Source organism: Rhodococcus sp. 05-2255-1e, from assembly GCF_002259025.1.
In the GTDB taxonomy this organism is placed as follows: Bacteria; Actinomycetota; Actinomycetes; order Mycobacteriales; family Mycobacteriaceae; genus Rhodococcoides; species Rhodococcoides fascians.
This window is the reverse complement of the sequence record NZ_NOZE01000023.1, coordinates 301,063-317,883: the sequence shown is the minus strand read 5'-3', so window position 1 is coordinate 317,883 and position 16,821 is coordinate 301,063. Positions and strand designations below refer to the sequence as shown.

The window sequence follows — 16,821 nt, the reverse complement described above, 5'->3', positions numbered from 1 at the left end:
CGTGCTATGCGATCGAGCGATCGTGCGCGAGAGCTGCGTCGTACCGCCGGGAGGCGAGCTCGGCCACTGCCGGATGAGGGCCCAGGACATCGGCGTACGTCACGTTCGGGACGCCGTCCAGCACCTGTGAGATGCGGTCGGTGAGCCTCCCGGGTGCCAGGAACCAGGGAGCCACCACGATCCGGGTGGCTCCCAGCGCCTGCAACTGCGCGACCGCGTCCAGTGGAGACGGATCGACGGACGTGGCGAAACAGGTGACAACTCCCGCCCAGCCGGTGCCGGACACCACTTCGTTCGCAACTCGACGGCTACGGTCGTTCGCCGAGGAATCGCTCGATCCGACGGCAGCCAAGGCGACTCCGACGGTCGAATCGCCGAGCACCGCACCGGCGTCGACAACACGATCACGAACGGCGTCGACGAGAAGTGGGTCGTCGCCCAGCACCTCGGACTGACCGATCGATACGCGCGGACGCCGCACCCGTGCTGCAGCCAACAGCGCGGGCAGGTCCACCTTCGCGTGAAAAGCTTTGCCCAACAACAGCGGAACCGCGACGATGCGGGCATGCCCGGCATCGGCCAGCTCATCGAGTACCTGCTCGACGCTGGGCTCACTCAGGTCGAGAAACGCGACGCGCACATCGAGATCCGGACGCCGTCGACGCAGGACGTCGACGGCGCGGTGGATCGTCTCGCTCGAGCGGGGATCGCGGCTGCCGTGCGCTACCGCGAGCAGAGCCGTCACGCCGGAACTGCCGACCCCAGCTCGACGGCGGCCAGTGCGTTGCCCACCAGACCGGCTGCCAATGTGTTGCCACCGGCCGGATCGATCAGCAAGAAGCTGCCGGTGTGCCTGTTGACGGCGTAGTCGTCGGCCACGATCGGCTCGGCAACGCGAACAGAAATGCGTCCGATCTCGTTGAGCTCCAACGATTCCGGGCCCTCGTGTGCAGTGAGGTCCTGTTCGTCGAATCGCTCGACGAGCGCCCCGACGATGGCCTGGGTGGTACGAGTGCCGTGCTTGAGCAGCAGACGAGCGCCCGGGCGAAGCGGCTTCTCGGCCAGCCAGCACACCGTGGCCTCGAAGTCGCCGATCGGTTCCGGTGCGTCCTGCGGGGAGGCGATGGTGTCGCCGCGCGAGACGTCGACATCGTCGGCGAGGACGAGGGTGACGCTGCGGCCGGCATGCGCGGTACGCAGCTCGCCGTCCGCGGTGTCGATGCGCTCCACTGTTGTTCTGGTGCCCGAGGGCAGGATGACGACCTCGTCGCCGACGTCGACGGAGCCCGCTGCGACCTGGCCGGCATATCCGCGGTAGTCCGGGAATTCCGCTGTGCGCGGCCGGATCACGTACTGCACGGGGAATCGCAGACCGACCCGGTGAGGTTCGGCGTCCACCGGGACCGACTCGAGGTGCTCGATGAGGGTGGGCCCGTCGTAGTACGGGGTCTTGTCGGACTTCACTGCCACGTTGTCGCCGTGCAACGCCGAGACGGGGATTTCGATGACGTCCTCGCTGGACCATCCGAGCGAGGAGGTCAGGGAGTTGAATTCCGCCGAGATGTCGGCGAATACCGTCGCGGGGTCCTCGACCAGGTCGATCTTGTTGACGGCGAGCACCAGGCGCGGAACACCGAGCAGAGCCAGAACGGCGGCGTGCCTGCGGGTCTGGGTGATCACGCCTTTACGGGCATCGACGAGCAGGATGACGAGCTGAGCCGTCGACGCACCGGAGACGGTATTGCGGGTGTACTGCACGTGCCCGGGGGTATCGGCCAGCACGAACGAGCGGTGCGGTGTCGCGAAGTAGCGGTAGGCGACATCGATCGTGATGCCCTGTTCGCGCTCGGCGCGCAGGCCGTCGACGAGGAGGGACAGGTCCGGTGTGGCCAGACCCTTGTCCACGGACGCGCGCGTGACGGCGTCGATCTGGTCTGCGAGAACGGATTTGGTGTCGTACAACAGGCGTCCGACAAGAGTGGACTTGCCGTCGTCGACGCTGCCCGCGGTGGCGAGGCGAAGAAGCTGAGTTCCGCGAGTGGAGCCTGCGGAATGACCATTGGATATGCCCGTGCTGCTCATCAGAAGTATCCTTCTCGTTTGCGATCTTCCATGGCAGCCTCGGACACGCGGTCGTCGCCGCGAGTGGCTCCGCGTTCGGTCAGCCTGGACGCCGCGACCTCGGCGAGGATCGCTTGATTGTCGGCAGCCTCGGACAGGACGGCACCGGTGGTGGATCCGTCGCCGACAGTGCGGTAGCGCACCGACAGTGTCTGCAACTCTTCACCTTCGGCCGGTCCGCCCCAGACGCCCGGCGTCATCCACATGCCGTCGCGCTGATACACCGGGCGCTGGTGGGCGTAGTAGATGCTGGCCAACTCCACGTCGTCGCGAGCGATGTAGCGCCAGATGTCGAGTTCGGTGAAGTTGCTGAGCGGGAACACGCGCACCTGCTCGCCGGGGGAGTGCTTGCCGTTGTACAGGTTCCACAGTTCCGGACGCTGCTTCTTCGGCTCCCACTGCCCGAATGCGTTGCGCAGCGAGAAGATTCGCTCTTTGGCGCGGGCGCGTTCCTCGTCGCGTCGGGCACCGCCGAACACGGCGTCGAACCGGTTCTCGGAGATCGCGTCGAGGAGAGGAACGGTCTGCAGAGGGTTGCGGATGCCGTCGGGGCGCTCGGTGAGACGTCCGTCGGCGAGGTACTCCTCGACGCTGGCCACGTGCAGGCGCAGGTTGTACTTCGCAACCACGTGGTCGCGGAAATCCAGCACCTCCTGCAGGTTGTGCCCGGTGTCGACGTGCAGCAGTGCGAACGGCAGGGGAGCGGGCCAGAACGCCTTGATGGCCAGGTGCAGCAGAACGGTGGAGTCCTTGCCACCCGAGAACAGGATGACGGGGCGCTCGAATTCGCCGGCCACCTCTCGGAAGATGTGGATGGCTTCGGACTCGAGTGCGTCGAGGGTGTCGAACCGATCTGCATCGAGATGGGTGCGTCCGACGGTCGCCGTCGTGAGGTCGAGTGTCATGAGGCGTGCAACCCACATTCGGTCTTGGCCTTGCCGGCCCAACGACCGCTGCGCGGGTCGGCTCCGGGGGCAGGTTTGACGGTGCACGGTGCGCACCCGATGGACGGATATCCCTCGTCGACGAGAGGGTTGACCAGGATCGAATGTTCGTCGATGTAGGCCTGCATCTGCTCGTCCGACCACGGTGCGATCGGGTTGATCTTCACGAGGCCGAAGGCGTCGTCGAACGAGATCAACGGAGCGTTGGCGCGCGTCGGGGCCTCGACTCGCCGGATGCCGGTGACCCACGCGCTGTAGTTCGCCAGTTCCTTCTTCAGCGGCGCCACTTTGCGCATCGCGCAGCAGCGGTTCGGTTCGCGGGCGAACAGGTCCTTGCCGTCGATCGCATCCTGTTCTGCGACAGTCTTCTCGGCGCGGGCGTTGACGACGTGCACGCCGTAGACGGCCTCGACGGCATCGCGCGTTCCGATGGTCTCGGCAAAGTGGTAGCCGGTGTCGAGGAACAGGACGTCCACTCCGGGGTGAACCTGTGCGGCGAGGTGAACGAGAACCCCGTCCTGCATGTTGGAGGCGACGATGAAATCGCTACCGAAGGTGTCCTCGGTCCATTGCAACAACTCGAGCGGGCTTGCGCCGTCGAGTTCGCGGGCACCGCGCTCGGCGATGTCCTTCAGCTGGTCGACCGTCAAATTCAGTCTGGTACTCATCGCAAATCCGCCTCGTCTGCTCGCACGGCCCATTGAGCGAACCGTTCGCCGTCTTCGCGGTGCTTGTCGAAATTGCGCACCACTCTGTCGATGTAATCTCCCAGCTCGGAGCTGTTGACCTTGTGCTGACGCAACTTTCGGCCGAACGCACTGTCCAGGCCGAGGCTGCCTCCGAGGTGAACCTGGAAACCCTCGATCTGATTCCCGTCCCCGTCGTCGACCAACTGTCCCTTGAACCCGATGTCGGCGATCTGCGACCGCGCGCACGAGTTGGGGCAACCGTTGATGTTGATCGTGATCGGAACGTCGAGTCGACTGTTGATGTCGGACAAGCGCTCTTCGAGCTCGGGGACGAGAACCTGTGAGCGCTTGCGGGTTTCGGCGAACGAGAGCTTGCAGAACTCGATGCCACTGCACGCCATCAGATTCTTGCGCCAATGCGAGGGGCGAGCCGGTAGGCCCAGCGCATCGAGGTCCGAGATCAGCTGCTCGAGCGTCTCGTCCGGAACATCCAGCACGATCAGCTTCTGATACGGCGTGAATCGGACGCGATCCGACCCGGCTTTCTCGGCGGCGTCGGCGACGGCCGCGAGGATGGTGCCGGACACGCGACCCGCGATGGGCGCGACACCGACGGCGTTGAGCCCGTTCTTGAGCTTCTGGATCCCGACATGATCACGGGGCCGAGCGGGCTTCTCGGGAGCCGGGCCGTCGATGAGCTTGCGGTGCAGGTACTCGTCCTCGAGAACCTGGCGGAACTTCTCGATGCCCCAGTCCTTGATGAGGAACTTCAGGCGCGCCTTGGTGCGAAGCCGGCGGTAGCCGTAGTCACGGAAGATCGAGACGACGCCTTCCCACACATCGGGAACGTCCGCGAGCGGAACCCAGACTCCGACGCGCTGCGCGAGCATCGGGTTGGTGGACAGGCCGCCGCCGACCCACAGGTCGAGTCCTGGTCCGTGCTCGGGGTGGTTCACACCGATGAAGGCGACGTCGTTGATCTCGTGCACTACGTCCTGCAGACCCGAGATCGCGGTCTTGAACTTGCGTGGCAGGTTCGAGTACTCGGGCTTGCCGATGTAGCGCTCGACGATCTCGTCGATGGCCGACGTCGGGTCGAGAATCTCGTCGACCGCTTCACCTGCCAGCGGGGAACCGAGCACCACACGGGGGCAGTCTCCGCACGCCTCGGTCGTCTTCAGGCCGACTGCCTCGATCCGACGCCAGATCTCGGGGACGTTCTCGACCTCGATCCAGTGGAACTGGACGTTCTCGCGATCGGAGAGGTCTGCGGTGTCGCGACCGAACTCCTTCGAGATCTGAGCCAGAGTGCGCAGCTGCTCCAGATTCAATGCACCGGCATCGCACCGGATGCGCATCATGAAGTACTTCGCCTCGAGCAGGTCGATGTTGTCGTCACCGGTGAAGGTGCCGTCGTAGCCCTGTTCACGCTGGGTGTAGAGACCCCACCAGCGGAACCGGCCGCGCAGATCGCCCTTGTCGATGCTGTCGAAACCCTGCTTCGAGTAGATGTTCTCGATGCGGGCGCGCACGTTGAGCGGGTTGTCGTCCTTCTTGGACTGCTCGTTGGCGTTGAGCGGCTCTCGATAGCCCAGAGCCCACTGGCCTTCGGCGCGACGCTTGGTCGGCCGCGGCGCTCGCTCTCGCGGTGTGGCGGAGGCAGCGTCGGTGGTCGCGTCGCTGGTCGACGACATGCAATGCTCCTGCATCTTCGGTGCGGGCCGGCTCCGATCGTTGCGCAGAAGAGCGCTCACGAGATGGTGCGGAACCGGTGGATCGAATGGACGTGCTCCAAGGAGGGCTGGGTCAGCAGCCGGTCGTGTGTCGACACGACGCGCTGCAGACACGGCCGAGATCGACGTGGCGGCGCGCCACGAGTCGAATTCCTGAGTCGGTCACGGGTGCCATTGTGCCACGTCATCGACCGGGTGCCGACCGCGGCGGCCTATTTACCCCGAAATTCCGGTAAATAGGCTGGCAGGATGCGAGTCGTGCGTGGACAGCGCCCTGGGCGGCGCGTGGATCGGGCCGCCGGTGAACTCTGGGACACTGGAGTCCGTGAATACCGTCGTCGATACCTCCTCAGTCTTCGAGCTGCCGTCCGGCGCATTCGACGGAGTGGGGGAACGTGCGTTCGGGATCTACGTGCATGTGCCCTTCTGCGCCACGCGATGCGGGTACTGCGACTTCAATACGTATACGGCCGGGGAGCTGGGCACATCGGCGTCGCCGCAGTCCTGGTTGGAGGGTCTGCGCAGAGAACTCGACGCTGCGGCGAACCTGATCGGAACGGGCACGGGTCGAGTACCGACGGCCGACACAGTCTTCGTCGGAGGTGGGACGCCGTCGTTGCTCGGAGGCGACGGCCTCGCGGACGTATTGGGCGCGGTCCGGTCGAGCTTCGGGCTGTCCGACGGTGCGGAAGTGACCACGGAATCGAACCCGGAATCGACGTCGCCTGCATTCTTCGAGCGGCTGCGCGACGCCGGGTTCACGCGGGTGTCGTTGGGCATGCAGTCCGCGGCACCGCACGTTCTGGCGGTTCTGGATCGCACCCACACTCCGGGACGAGCGGTGGCCGCGGCGAAGGAAGCGTCCGCAGCCGGCTTCGAGCACGTGAACCTCGACCTCATCTACGGAACGCCGGGCGAGCGAGACAGCGATCTCGATCAGTCCCTCGCTGCGGTGCTCGACGCGGGTGTCGACCATGTCTCCGCGTACGCACTGATCGTCGAGGACGGCACCGCCATGGCGCGAAAGGTGCGCCGAGGTGAGTTGCCGGCACCCGACGACGACGTGTTGGCGAGCCGATACGAGCGCATCGACACGGCCATGAACGCGGCAGGCCTGTCCTGGTACGAGGTATCGAACTGGGCCGCCGATGCAGATGCGCGGTGCCGGCACAACATCGGCTACTGGGACGGCGGCGATTGGTGGGGTGCCGGGCCTGGAGCGCACAGCCACATCGGCGGCACGCGATTCTGGAACGTCAAACACCCGGCCACCTACGCCGATCGGCTCGCCGCGGGCGAGCTGCCGGTGCAGGGCAGTGAGCTGCTCACCGCGCAGGATCGTCATCTCGAAGAACTGATGCTGACCGTGCGTCTGCGCTCAGGAGTGCCGATGAGTCTGCTGGGGCCGACCGAGCTCGCAGCCGCCGAGCAGACCGTGGCGGACGGGTTGATGGTGCAGCGAGGCGATCACCTCGTGCTGACCGACCGCGGCCGGTTGCTCGCCGACGCCGTGGTGCGCACCATCGCCGCGGCCTGAGCGATCTGTTTCAGGCTGCAGTGTTCTCGGGCCCTCGAACCCTCAGGCTCCCAGGGCGTCGTAGTCGAACACTCTGGCGTGCAACACCGTTCGACTGCGCAGCGCCGCCCGGACAGCGCGGTGCAGGCCGTCCTCGAGGTAGATGACGCCTCGGAACTGCACAGCATGGGGGAACAGGTCGCCGTAGAAGGTGGAGTCCTCGGACAACAACCGGTCGAGTTCGAGCACCTTGGTGGTGGTGACGATCTCGTCCAAACGCAGTTGGCGTGGAGGAATTCTCGACCAGTCCCTGATGGACAGGCCGTGCTCCGGGTAGGGCTTTCCGTCTCGTACACCCTTGAAGATCATCGCGAGCCTCGAACCGCTGGACCGAATCGAAAGACAGTTTCCACTCGGACCACAGTAAGGCCTTGCACGAGCATGCGTTCCTCGGCTACTAGACTCGAGCGACGATTGGCAACGAGAACGGAGGTGGGCACCGATGTCGAGCACCGACGACAGGCGGTTCGAGGTTCTGCGAGCGATCGTGGCGGACTACGTGTCCACCCAGGAGCCCGTCGGATCGCGTGCTCTTGTCGAGCGTCACAACTTGGGTGTGTCGAGTGCGACCGTGCGCAACGACATGGCGGTCCTCGAGGCCGAGGGCTACATCGCCCAACCGCACACCAGCTCCGGGCGGGTGCCGACCGACAAGGGCTACCGCCAGTTCGTGGACCGGATCGCCGACGTCAAACCGTTGTCAGCGGCCGAGCGCCGCGCCATTCTGGAGTTTCTCGAGAACGGCGTCGACCTGGACGATGTGCTGCGCCGCGGTGTTCGACTGCTCGCTCAGCTGACCCGGCAGGTAGCCGTGGTTCAGTACCCGACGCTGTCGGCGTCCTCGGTTCGGCATCTGGAGGTCGTCGCTCTCACACCGGCTCGGCTGCTGTTGGTGCTCATCACCGACTCCGGCCGGGTCGATCAGCGCATCGTCGAACTCGGTGACGTCATCGACGACGAGAACTTGGCCCAGTTGCGGCGGTTGCTCGGCGGCGCACTGGAAGGCAAGCGGCTGGCGGCGGCGTCCGCAGCCGTGGCCGAGCTGGCCGAGAATGCACCTCCCGCCCTGCGTGACGCGATGATTCGTTCGGCCACGGTGCTGGTGGAATCGCTCGTCGAACATCCCGAGGAGCGGCTGGTTCTCGGCGGAACGGCCAACCTGACGCGCAACGCGGCGGACTTCGCGGGCGACGCAGGGTTTCCGGGATCGCTCCGAGCGGTACTCGAAGCGCTGGAAGAGCAAGTGGTGGTACTCAAGCTGCTCGCCGTGACGCAGGACACCCGCACCGTCACCGTGCGTATCGGCGAGGAAACGCAGGTCGAGGAGATGCGCGGAACATCGGTGATTTCCACCGGATACGGCTCTGCTGGCATGGTCCTGGGAGGGATGGGCGTTCTCGGCCCCACCCGAATGGACTATCCAGGAACAATCGCGTCGGTCGCGGCGGTTGCCAGGTACATCGGCGAGGTCCTGGCCGAGCGCTGACACGAGCCGACGACCCATCGTCGGCCGCGGGGGGCACAGCGACCGCGACACAGCATCAACGAACGAGATTCATCTTCTAGGACGAAAGAGACGACGTGGCACGGGATTATTACGGGACTTTGGGCGTCGGCCAGCAGGCGACGGACCAGGAGATCAAACGCGCTTACCGCAAATTGGCGCGAGAGTTGCACCCGGACGTGAACCCGGACGAGGCCGCACAGGCCAGGTTCAAGGACATTTCCACCGCATACGAGGTGCTCTCCGATCCGGAGAAGCGTCGGGTCGTCGACCTCGGCGGCGATCCTTTGCAGCAAGGCGGCGGCGGTGGTGGCGGCGGATTCGGTGGTGCCGGATTCGGCGGCGGCCTCGGCGACGTCTTCGAAGCGTTCTTCGGCGGTGGCGCAGGCGGTGGACAGCGCGGGCCCAAGGGACGCGTACAACCCGGAGCCGATTCGCTGCTGCGAACCAAACTCACCCTCGACGAATGCGCCACCGGCGTCACCAAGCACATCACCGTCGACACGGCGATCCTGTGCGACCTGTGCACCGGCTCGGGCACCAACGGCGATTCCAAGCCCGTTCGGTGCGAGACCTGTGGCGGTGCCGGCGAAGTGCAGTCGGTGCAGCGCTCGTTCCTCGGCCAGGTCATGACCAGCCGTCCGTGCCCCACCTGCCGCGGTGCAGGCGAGACCATCCCGGACCCCTGCCGCAAGTGCGGCGGCGACGGCCGGGTGCGTTCGCGTCGGGACATCTCGGTGAAGGTCCCGGTCGGCGTCAGCAACGGCATGCGCATCAGGTTGGCCTCGCAGGGCGAGGTCGGGCCGGGTGGCGGCCCCGCAGGCGATCTCTACGTGGAAATCGTGGAGCAGCAGCACGAGGTGTTCGTCCGTGACGGCGACGATCTGCACTGCACCGTTCGCGTCCCGATGGTCGACGCGGCACTCGGTACGTCGGTGACGGTCGACGCCATCATCGACGGCCCGACCGAGATCTCGATCGAGCAAGGGACACAACCGAACTCGACGACGGTGCTGCGCGGGCACGGGATGCCCAAGCTCCGTTCCGGTATCCGCGGTGACCTGCACGCCCACCTCGAGGTCATCGTGCCGACCAAGCTGGACAGCAAGCAGACCCACCTGCTCGAACAGCTCAAGACCATGCGCGACCGCGATTCGGCGGAGGTCGTCACCACCGGTTCGGCGCACAGCGGTGGCCTGTTCTCGCGGTTGCGGGAAGCCTTCAGCGGGCGCTGATTCATGGCCCCCACGGTCTTCTATCTCACGCCGCTGCCGGCCGTGGGAGAGCTCGCCGTGCTCGACGGCAAAGAAGGTCATCACGCCGCGACCGTGCGGCGGATCCGAGTCGGCGAGCGGCTGCTGCTCAGTGACGGTGCCGGCGGACTGGCCGACACGGTCGTCGTCGGTGCCGAGAAGAACCGACTCGAACTGACGGTGCAGTCGCGCACGGACATGCCGCGAGCCACTCCCACGGTGACGCTGGTTCAGGCACTGCCGAAGGCGGACCGCTCCGAACTGGCGATCGAGCTGGCCACCGAGGCCGGGATCGACGCAGTGGTGCCATGGCAGTCGGCGCGATGCGTCGCTCGCTGGGAAGGGCCCAAGGCGACCAAGGGGGTCGCGCGCTGGCGCAGCACCGCCGCCGAGGCGGCCAAGCAATCGCGTCGCGCATACATCCCCGAGGTCTCCGAGTTGCACGATTCACGCTCGGTGTACGCCTTCGTGCACCGGATCGTGGCGGGCGGCGGCATCGTCGCCGTGCTGCACGAAGCGGCCACCTCGGCATTTCGCGACCTGCCGTTCGATTCGGTGCCCGAGGTCGCGATCGTCGTGGGACCCGAGGGTGGCCTCGACGACAGAGAGATCGCGGCTCTGACCGAGGCAGGCGCGACCCCGGTGGTGCTGGGGCCGACGGTGCTGCGAACCTCGACGGCCGGAGCTGTTGCGTTGGGAGCTCTCGGCGTTCTGACGACGCGGTGGGCGCAACTTCCGCCCGATTTCCCGAACGCATGAGCGTTCGCATCAAGATCGCGTACGGCGAGCATCCGGAACAGTTCGGTCACCTCTATCTGCCGTCCACGCCGGTCACACCCGCGACACCGGTGGTCGTGATCGTGCACGGTGGCTTCTGGAGTGGGCAGTACGCGTCGAATCTGGGCACCCAGTTCGCCCGAGCTGTCGCCGGAGCCGGTGCGGTGGCCTGGAACATCGAGTACCGACGCGTCGGTGCGGGCGGGCACTGGCCGGAGATGCAAGCCGACGTGCGCGCCGCACTCGACGCTTTGGCCGGGGTGGTACAGCACCACGCCCCGGTCGGTGTCGACGATGTCCGCGTCATCGGGCACTCGGCGGGCGGCCACCTGGCAGTGTGGCTCGGCGGCGAAACCGACACGACGGTCCGGCCGTCGCGCATCGTCTCGCAGGCGGGTGTCCTCGATCTGGAGCCGCGCGGGGCGTCGGGACGTACCAATCCGGCGGTCGAGGCCCTGCTGCAGGCCCGCTACGAAGACGAGCCCCAGCTGTACCGGTCGGCCTCACCCCTGGCCCGACTACCCATCGGCATCCCGACGATCTGCCTGCACGGATCCGATGACCTTCAGGTCCCGGCTTCGCAGAGCTCGAGGTACGTCGAGGCCGCACGAGCCGCGGGCGACGACGCGGAGCCGGCGATCGTGCCGGGCGAGGACCACTTCGCCTTCCTGAACCCGGATTCGCGGTGCTGGGCGCTCTCGCTCGAGGCCGTCCTGGGCGAGCGCCGTGGGTAATAGGAATGCGCATCGATCCTGCGGCGTTAAACTTGGTTCGAGCACGACACTCCGGACGTGTTCTACAACATCAGCTTTACCGGTCGAAACAAGAGAGCAGGCCATAGCCACCACGTGAGTGAACACAGCGAATTTCCCGCCGAGCGCGACGTTCGGTCCACCTTGGAGCTCGCCCCCGAAGCAGTGATGCCGCTGCTGGGACAGTCCGACGAGAACCTCCGGGCGCTCGAGCAGATGCTGACGGCCGACATCCACGTACGAGGAAACGCCGTGACGCTCACCGGGAAGGTGCCCGATGTGGCGTTGGCCGAGCGGGTGATCACCGAATTGGCGGCATTGGCCAAACGTGCTCAGCCACTGACTCCCGACGCAGTGCGCCGGTCGATCGCCATGCTCACCGAGGGGGTGTCGGATTCTCCCGCCGAGGTGCTGAGCCTGGACATTCTGTCGCGTCGAGGCAAGACCATTCGGCCCAAGACGTTGAACCAGAAGCGCTACGTCGACGCGATCGATGCCAACACGATCGTGTTCGGAATCGGTCCTGCCGGAACGGGCAAGACCTACCTGGCCATGGCCAAGGCAGTGCAGGCATTGCAGACCAAGCAGGTCAGCCGCATCATCCTGACGCGGCCTGCGGTGGAGGCAGGTGAGCGTCTGGGCTTTCTGCCCGGAACCTTGCACGAGAAGATCGACCCGTATCTGCGTCCACTGCACGACGCCTTGCACGACATGATGGACGACGAGGCCATCCCCAAGCTGATGCAGGCCGGCGTCATCGAGGTCGCGCCGCTCGCCTACATGCGTGGCCGTACGCTCAACGACGCGTTCATCATTCTCGACGAGGCGCAGAACACCACGGCCGAACAGATGAAGATGTTCCTCACGCGTCTCGGATTCGGATCGAAGATCGTCGTCACCGGAGACGTGACGCAGGTCGACCTACCCGGAGGTGCCCGGTCGGGCCTTCGTGCGGCGTCTGAGATTCTCACCGACGTGGACGACATCCACTTCGCGCAACTGACCAGTAGTGACGTGGTGCGTCACCGGCTCGTCTCGGAAATCGTCGACGCCTACGAGCGCTTCGAGTCCGCATCGGAAGGCGTCATCGCGAACCGCGCGCAACGCCGTGCCGGTGGGCCGCGTTCGGCGAGAAGATGATTCAGGCGTACGGAAACGGTAATGCAGGCAACGAGAGCGTGGGTAGTGGCTAGATGAGTATCGAAGTGTCCAACGAGTCGGGGATGGACATCTCCGAGCCCGAACTGGTCTCGGTCGCACGGTTCGCGATCGCCGGCATGGACGTGCACCCCGCTGCGGAATTGTCCATGGTGCTGGTGGATTCGGCAACCATGGCAGATCTGCACATGCGCTGGATGGATCTGCCCGGCCCCACCGACGTGATGTCGTTTCCTATGGACGAGCTCGAACCGGGCGGTCGTCCCGATGCTCCCGAGCCCGGACCGGCGATGCTCGGAGACATCGTGCTGTGCCCGTCCTTCGCGGCGGATCAGGCCGCGGCAGCAGGACATTCGCTCGAACACGAGCTCGCGCTGCTCACCGTGCACGGCGTGCTGCACCTGCTCGGCTACGACCACGCCGAGCCGGACGAAGAGAAGGAAATGTTCGAGCTGCAGAACCGTCTGCTGGCCGAATGGTACGAGGACGCCAGGCGGGCGGAGCAGGCAGCCGAACAGGCCGTTCGAGACGCTCGGCTGCTCGGCAAGGCCGGCTTCGTCGACGGTCTCGACCGATGATGTGCGTGTTCGGACCAGCGGGAGTGCGGGGTCCTAGCGCGTGAGCAGTGCTGCCGCACTCATCGTCTTCGCCGTTCTGCTGGTTCCTCTCGGCGGCTTGTTCGCCGCAGTCGATTCGGCCCTGAACACCGTCTCGCGGGCGCGAATCGAAGACATGGTCAAGGACGAGCGACCGGGTGCCACCGGCCTCGTCGTCGTGGTTGCCGACCGCCCGCGGTACGTCAATCTCATGGTGCTGCTTCGTATTCTGTGCGAAATCGGCGGCACGGTGCTGCTCGCAGGCGGCCTGACCCAATTGATCGACTCGACCACCGCGCTCGTGATCACCGCTGTGGCAATGGTTTTGGTCAGTTACGTCGTGATCGGCGTCGGTCCGAGAACGCTGGGTAGGCAGAACGCGTACTCGATCGCGCTCGCCGCAGCGTTGCCGTTGCGCGCCCTCGGCTGGCTCCTCGGGCCGATCAGCAGGCTGCTCATCCTCATCGGTAACGCGATCACCCCGGGCAAGGGATTTCGCAACGGCCCGTTCGCATCCGAGATCGAGCTACGTGAGCTCGTCGACATGGCTCGCGAGCGCGGAGTCGTGGCCGACGACGAACGCCGAATGATTCAATCGGTGTTCGAGCTGGGCGATACCTCGGCCCGCGAGGTCATGGTGCCGCGGCCCGAGATGGTGTGGATCGAATCCGACAAGTCGGCGGGGCAGGCGACGTCGCTGGCCGTGCGCAGTGGGCACTCTCGCATCCCGGTGATCGGCGAGAACGTGGACGATATCGTCGGCGTGGTGTACCTCAAAGACCTTGTGCAGCAGACGTATTACTCCACCGACGGTGGGCGAGGCGTACAGGTCTCCGAACTGATGCGTCCGGCGGTGTTCGTGCCGGACTCCAAGCCGCTCGACAGTCTTCTCGCCGAGATGCAGCGAGACCGAAACCATATGGCGTTGTTGGTCGACGAGTACGGCGGCATCGCGGGCCTGGTGACCATCGAGGACGTCATCGAGGAGATCGTCGGCGAAATCGCCGACGAATACGACTCGGACGAGGTAGCACCCATCGAGCAACTCGAAGACGGACGGTTCCGGGTGTCCTCGCGGGTACCGCTCGAGGATCTGGGCGAAATCTTCGGTATCGACATCGAATCCGAGGAGGTCGATACCGTCGGCGGACTCCTCGGCTACGAGCTCGGCCGAGTGCCGCTGCCCGGTTCCGAAGTGACCACTCACGGATTGTTGCTGCGCGGCGAGGGCGGAGCCGACCCCAAGGGCCGCGTCCGCATCACCACCGTGCTGGTCGAAAAGCTCGAACCCGACGAAGAATCCACCGAGGACGACGACTCGTCGGACGTCACTCACCAACACTGAAATCTGGAGGTGCTCGATGTCCGAGCAACACACCGAAGAGTTCCGATCCGGATTCGTCTGTTTCGTAGGCCGGCCCAACACCGGCAAGTCGACCCTGACCAATGCACTGGTGGGGTCGAAGATCGCCATCACGTCCTCGCGGCCCCAGACCACGCGCCACACGATCCGCGGCATCGTGCACCGCGACCACGCGCAACTGATCCTTGTCGACACCCCGGGGCTGCACCGACCGAGAACGCTTCTGGGCCAACGCCTCAACGACCTGGTGCAGGACACCTACTCCGAGGTCGACGTCATCGGACTGTGCATCCCCGCCGACGAGAAGATCGGACCGGGCGACCGATGGATCCTCGAACAAGTGCGGCACATCGCGCCGAAGACCACCCTGATCGGCATCGTGACCAAGATCGACAAGGTCAAGAAGGAACGCGTCGTACAGCAGTTGATGTCGTTGTCGAAGCTGTTGGGCGAGAATTCGCACGTGATCCCGGTATCGGCCGAATCCGGTGAGCAGATCGAGAAGCTCGTCGACCTCCTGGCCTCCGAATTGCCGCCGGGTCCCGCCTTCTATCCCGACGGGGAACTGACGGACGAGCCGGAGGAAATCCTCATGGCCGAGCTGATCCGCGAGGCAGCGCTCGAAGGTGTCCGCGACGAGCTCCCGCACTCGCTGGCAGTGGTCATCGAGGAGGTCGTGCCGCGCGAGGGCCACGACAACATGCTCGATGTGCACGCGATCCTGTACGTCGAACGGTCCAGCCAGAAGGCCATCATCATCGGCAAGGGTGGTTCGCGACTCAAAGAGGTCGGCACCGCGTCGCGACTGCAGATCGAGAAACTGCTCGGTACCCGCATCTACCTGGATCTGCACGTCAAGATCGCCAAGGACTGGCAGACCGACCCCAAGCAGATGGGCAAGCTCGGTTTCTGACGTGCCCTGACGAGCAGGCTACGAGGTGCAGCTCACCTGGGTCCACCACGGCTCGGGGCGTCGGCGATGCCACTGCAGTACGTTCTCGAGTTGAGCGGCCACCGACACCAGCAGAGGTTCCGTGGATTCGTGGCCCATCAGCTGCAGACCGATCGGTAGACCGGCTTTCGTCAGTCCCGCGGGGACGTTGACGCTCGGCCAACCGAGGACGTTCCACGGCCACGTGTACGGGCAGTGTTCGGTGATCACACGGTCGGTGTCGGCGTTGGAGATGCCGTCGATGGCGTCGACCCGCGGAGGCGGCGTGGCCGTCGTCGGGGCGAGCACGATGTCGTAGTCGTCGAAGAACTGGCCGATGCGGCGGGCTATCCGTGGCTCTGCCGCGCGGGCCGCCCGCAGTGGTGCGCCGGCGAGGGCTCGTCCGCTCCGGGCGTTGGCTCGGGTGCGGGGGTCGGCCAGAGACGGGTCGGGCAGGCGGTCGAGCCAGGCCGCGACTCCGGCCAACGACCGCGGTAAGAAGTTGAGCCCCAACAACATTCCGTACGCAGGATCGTCGACGACCACGCGGTGACCGAGCAACCGCAGCACGGCAGCCATCTCGTACGCCGCAGCCGTGATCTCGGGATCCAGTGCCGCGGGTGTCGGAATGAACGGCTTGCGCAGACTCAACGCGATGCGCAGGGAACCGGGGTCGCGGCCGACAGCGTCCGAGACGGTCAGCGGAGTGGGCCGGTGCAGATCGCCGTCGTGCCCACCGGAGACCACGTCGAGAAGCAGGGCTGCGTCGGCCACCGTTCGGGCGAGCGGACCGATGACGGTGATGCCGTTGAACGCCTCGGCATCGGGCCAGGTGGAAATTCGGCCGCGCTGCGGCTTGATGCCGACGAGGTTGGTCCACGACGCCGGGATGCGCACTGAGCCGGCACCGTCGGAACCCAAAGCGGCGGAAACCAATTCGGCTGCTACCGCGGCAGAACTACCACCGGAGGAGCCGCCCGGAGTCCGGTCTCGATGCCACGGATTTCTCGTGTGGCCGAACGATCCGCCCGTGAACGGCCATTGCCCGAGTTCGGGACTGTTGGTCTTTCCCACGATGATCGCCCCTGCAGCACGCAGTCGGCGGACCACCTCGGAGTCCTCGGTGGCCAGCGGAAACCGGCCAGCGCAGCCGAATGCGGTCGGTTCGCCGACGATGTCGACGTCGTCCTTGACTGCGATCGGAACGCCGAGCAGGGGAGCGGACGAGCCCGCAGCGATCAGCCGATCGGCCTCGGCGGCTTCGGTGAGGGCGGCATCGCGTCGCACGATCCGGAACGCGTTGAGGGTGGGTTGACTGCGTTCTATGCGATCCAGTGCAGCGGTGACCACCTCGACCGAGGTGACGCGTCTCGACGCGAGTTCGGCAGCCTGAGCAACGAGTGTCGACCGATGGAAATCCACGT

At 65.8% G+C, this 16,821-nt stretch carries 16 protein-coding genes; 9 read left to right on the top strand and 7 right to left on the bottom strand.

What is annotated here, in order from left to right; all coding sequences use genetic code 11:
* Positions 1–4 precede the first annotated feature (4 nt).
* The 5 genes from CH262_RS16165 to CH262_RS16145 are packed head-to-tail and all read right to left on the bottom strand — an operon-like array spanning position 5 to position 5,448.
* Positions 5–745: a sirohydrochlorin chelatase gene (locus CH262_RS16165; protein ID WP_032384547.1), complete on the bottom strand. Its 741-nt coding sequence runs from the start codon at positions 743–745 to the stop codon at positions 5–7.
* Positions 742–2,082 (bottom strand): sulfate adenylyltransferase subunit 1, encoded by a 1,341-nt coding sequence (locus CH262_RS16160; RefSeq protein WP_052056313.1) that lies wholly within the window; start codon positions 2,080–2,082, stop codon positions 742–744. The genes CH262_RS16165 and CH262_RS16160 overlap by 4 nt, the downstream gene beginning before the upstream one ends.
* Positions 2,082–3,026, bottom strand: a complete 945-nt coding sequence (gene cysD / locus CH262_RS16155; protein ID WP_027497507.1) for a sulfate adenylyltransferase subunit CysD — start codon at positions 3,024–3,026, stop codon at positions 2,082–2,084. Before cysD ends, CH262_RS16160 begins: the two co-directional genes overlap by 1 nt.
* The gene (locus CH262_RS16150; protein WP_032384592.1) at positions 3,023–3,733 is read right to left on the bottom strand and encodes a phosphoadenylyl-sulfate reductase; all 711 of its coding nucleotides are present in this window, start codon (positions 3,731–3,733) and stop codon (positions 3,023–3,025) included. The genes cysD and CH262_RS16150 overlap by 4 nt, the downstream gene beginning before the upstream one ends.
* Positions 3,730–5,448 carry a nitrite/sulfite reductase gene (locus CH262_RS16145; protein ID WP_032374560.1) on the bottom strand — a complete coding sequence of 573 codons (1,719 nt, stop codon included), beginning with the start codon at positions 5,446–5,448 and terminating at the stop codon, positions 3,730–3,732. Before CH262_RS16145 ends, CH262_RS16150 begins: the two co-directional genes overlap by 4 nt.
* 364 nt (positions 5,449–5,812) lie before the next feature.
* Here CH262_RS16145 and hemW point away from each other — a divergent pair, with 364 nt between their 5' ends.
* On the top strand, positions 5,813–7,024 hold the full coding sequence (hemW, locus tag CH262_RS16140) for a radical SAM family heme chaperone HemW (protein ID WP_032384593.1): 1,212 nt from the start codon (positions 5,813–5,815) through the stop codon (positions 7,022–7,024).
* Between the two features lie 42 nt (positions 7,025–7,066).
* Here hemW and CH262_RS16135 read toward each other — a convergent pair whose 3' ends face one another.
* Entirely contained in the window at positions 7,067–7,372 is a 306-nt protein-coding gene (locus CH262_RS16135) for a type II toxin-antitoxin system VapB family antitoxin (protein ID WP_027497503.1), read from the bottom strand.
* A gap of 133 nt (positions 7,373–7,505) precedes the next feature.
* On the opposite strand from CH262_RS16135, the gene hrcA reads away from it, so the two are divergent.
* The 8 genes from hrcA (at position 7,506) to era (ending at position 15,379) form a co-directional block, all read left to right on the top strand.
* Positions 7,506–8,549 (top strand): heat-inducible transcriptional repressor HrcA, encoded by a 1,044-nt coding sequence (gene hrcA / locus CH262_RS16130; protein WP_027497502.1) that lies wholly within the window; start codon positions 7,506–7,508, stop codon positions 8,547–8,549.
* Between the two features lie 95 nt (positions 8,550–8,644).
* Positions 8,645–9,802 carry a molecular chaperone DnaJ gene (gene dnaJ, locus CH262_RS16125; protein ID WP_032384548.1) on the top strand — a complete coding sequence of 386 codons (1,158 nt, stop codon included), beginning with the start codon at positions 8,645–8,647 and terminating at the stop codon, positions 9,800–9,802.
* A gap of 3 nt (positions 9,803–9,805) precedes the next feature.
* A complete protein-coding gene (locus CH262_RS16120; RefSeq protein WP_032384549.1) occupies positions 9,806–10,579 on the top strand; it encodes a 16S rRNA (uracil(1498)-N(3))-methyltransferase in 774 nt (257 codons plus the stop codon).
* On the top strand, positions 10,576–11,331 hold the full coding sequence (locus CH262_RS16115; protein WP_032384550.1) for an alpha/beta hydrolase family protein: 756 nt from the start codon (positions 10,576–10,578) through the stop codon (positions 11,329–11,331). The genes CH262_RS16120 and CH262_RS16115 overlap by 4 nt, the downstream gene beginning before the upstream one ends.
* 114 nt (positions 11,332–11,445) lie before the next feature.
* Positions 11,446–12,489: a PhoH family protein gene (locus CH262_RS16110; RefSeq protein ID WP_027497498.1), complete on the top strand. Its 1,044-nt coding sequence runs from the start codon at positions 11,446–11,448 to the stop codon at positions 12,487–12,489.
* A 53-nt stretch (positions 12,490–12,542) separates the two neighbouring features.
* Positions 12,543–13,085: an rRNA maturation RNase YbeY gene (gene ybeY, locus CH262_RS16105; RefSeq protein WP_032368173.1), complete on the top strand. Its 543-nt coding sequence runs from the start codon at positions 12,543–12,545 to the stop codon at positions 13,083–13,085.
* Between the two features lie 40 nt (positions 13,086–13,125).
* Complete coding sequence (locus CH262_RS16100; protein WP_027497496.1) at positions 13,126–14,448, top strand: hemolysin family protein; 1,323 nt, start codon at positions 13,126–13,128, stop codon at positions 14,446–14,448.
* Positions 14,449–14,464: 16 nt separating this feature from the next.
* Positions 14,465–15,379, top strand: a complete 915-nt coding sequence (era, locus tag CH262_RS16095) for a GTPase Era (RefSeq protein ID WP_027497495.1) — start codon at positions 14,465–14,467, stop codon at positions 15,377–15,379.
* 18 nt (positions 15,380–15,397) lie between these two features.
* Here era and CH262_RS16090 read toward each other — a convergent pair whose 3' ends face one another.
* A complete protein-coding gene (locus tag CH262_RS16090) occupies positions 15,398–16,819 on the bottom strand; it encodes an amidase (protein ID WP_032384551.1) in 1,422 nt (473 codons plus the stop codon).
* Positions 16,820–16,821 lie beyond the last annotated feature (2 nt).